The 1,505-nt window shown below is 72.0% G+C and carries 2 protein-coding genes; both read right to left on the bottom strand.

Annotation, left to right across the window (positions count from 1 at the left end; genetic code table 11):
- Positions 1 to 57: 57 nt before the first annotated feature.
- Positions 58 to 744, bottom strand: a complete 687-nt coding sequence (locus AXW62_RS32980; protein WP_030822452.1) for an ABC transporter ATP-binding protein — start codon at positions 742 to 744, stop codon at positions 58 to 60.
- Positions 741 to 1,265 carry a PadR family transcriptional regulator gene (locus AXW62_RS32975; RefSeq protein ID WP_060947707.1) on the bottom strand — a complete coding sequence of 175 codons (525 nt, stop codon included), beginning with the start codon at positions 1,263 to 1,265 and terminating at the stop codon, positions 741 to 743. The genes AXW62_RS32980 and AXW62_RS32975 overlap by 4 nt, the downstream gene beginning before the upstream one ends.
- Positions 1,266 to 1,505: the final 240 nt, after the last annotated feature.

Genomic DNA, 1,505 nt, shown 5'->3' with positions numbered 1-1,505 from the left:
GGGGCGGTACGGCCGTCAGGGTGGACGTCCCGGTGCCGGGGCCGTCGGCCGGGCCGCTCATCGAACCCCCGCCATGTTCCGGGCCTTGCCGTCGCGGACGACGACCTCGCGGTCGGAGTAGGCGGCGACCCGGGCCTCATGGGTGACCAGGACCACGGCGGCACGGGTGTCCCGGGCGGCCTCGGTCAGCAGCTCCATCACCCGCTCCCCGTTGAGCGAGTCCAGGGCGCCGGTCGGCTCGTCGGCGAACAGCACCCGCGGCCCGGTGACCAGCGACCGGGCGACGGCGACCCGCTGCCCCTGGCCGCCGGAGACCTCACCGGGCCGCTGGCGCGCCACATCCGCGACCTCCAGCCGCTCCAGCCAGGACGCCGCCCGCGCCTCGGCCTCCTTGCGCTTGGCGCCGTTCAGCCGCAGCGGCAGCGCGACGTTCTCCACACAGGTCAACTCGGGGACCAGCTGGCCGAACTGGAAGACGAAGCCGAACTCGCCCCGGCGCAGACTGCTGCGCTCGGTGTCCGACATGGCGGTCAGCTCGCGTCCGTTGTAGTGGACGGAGCCGGAGTCCGGCTTCACGATCCCGGCGAGGCAGTGCAGCAGCGTCGACTTGCCCGAGCCGGAGGGGCCCATGACGGCGACGACCTCGCCGGGGTGGATGGAGAACTCCGCGCCGTCCAGCGCGGGGGTGTGGCCGTACGTCTTGTGCAGGGACGTGGCGGTCAGCAAGGAGCCTGCCGGGGTCATGAACGCACCGCCTTGGCGAGTTGGCCGAGGCGGGCGGCGGTGAGTTCCAGCCAGCGCAGATCGGCCTCGAGATGGAAGAGGGCGTGGTCGCAGATGAGCTGGTCGCTGAGGTCGCCGTCGCGCTTGCGCTGGGTCAGGTCGCGCATCAGCCGCAGGTGTTCGGCGCGCTGGACGTCGAGCAGATCGGCCGCGTCGCGCCCGGTGAGCAGGGCGATGACGACCTTGGTGTAGAGGACCGACTGGAGGTAGGGCTCGGGCTTCTCGGGCTCGGCGAGCCAGTGCTCCACATCGGTGATGCCCGCGTCGGTGATGGCGTAGCGCTTGCGCTCCGGGCCACCACCGTGCTCGATGCCGTCGACCTCCACCAGGCCGTTCTTCAGCAGCCGGGACATGGTCGAGTAGACCTGCCCGTAGTGCAGCGGGCGGTCGTGTCCGAATCTTTCGTCGAAGGCCCGCTTGAGGTCGTATCCGTGGCGCGGACCGCTCTCGAGGAGTCCGAGCAGAGTGTGGCCAATTGACATGCGTAGCACTCTACACCATGCGTATACATCCAGTGTATAGCTGCGATGGGAGGGCCTTTCCGCAGGTCGGAGGGGGTGTGGGGTGGGGCGGGGCCGGGCGGTGGCTACTCCGCCGGGTGGTCGCCGCCCCCGCCGTCTCTGACGCCCCCGGAGCCTCCCGGGCCCTCGGAGCCTCCCGGGTCCCCGGAGCCTCCCGGGTCCCCGGCGCTCTCGGCGCCCTCGGCGCGCCGGCGCGGCGGG

The sequence above is a fragment of the Streptomyces hygroscopicus subsp. hygroscopicus genome, from assembly GCF_001553455.1.
Classification (GTDB): Bacteria; Actinomycetota; Actinomycetes; order Streptomycetales; family Streptomycetaceae; genus Streptomyces; species Streptomyces hygroscopicus.
Note: the sequence above shows the minus strand (reverse complement) of the source record. Positions and strands in the feature narration are given on the sequence as shown.

What these genes read in the sequence shown, in the direction of transcription:
- AXW62_RS32980 (WP_030822452.1), bottom strand. Translation starts at nt 744, where the DNA reads ATGACCCCGGCAGGCTCCTTGCTGACCGCCACGTCCCTGCACAAGACG.
- AXW62_RS32975 (WP_060947707.1), bottom strand. Translation starts at nt 1,265, where the DNA reads ATGTCAATTGGCCACACTCTGCTCGGACTCCTCGAGAGCGGTCCGCGC.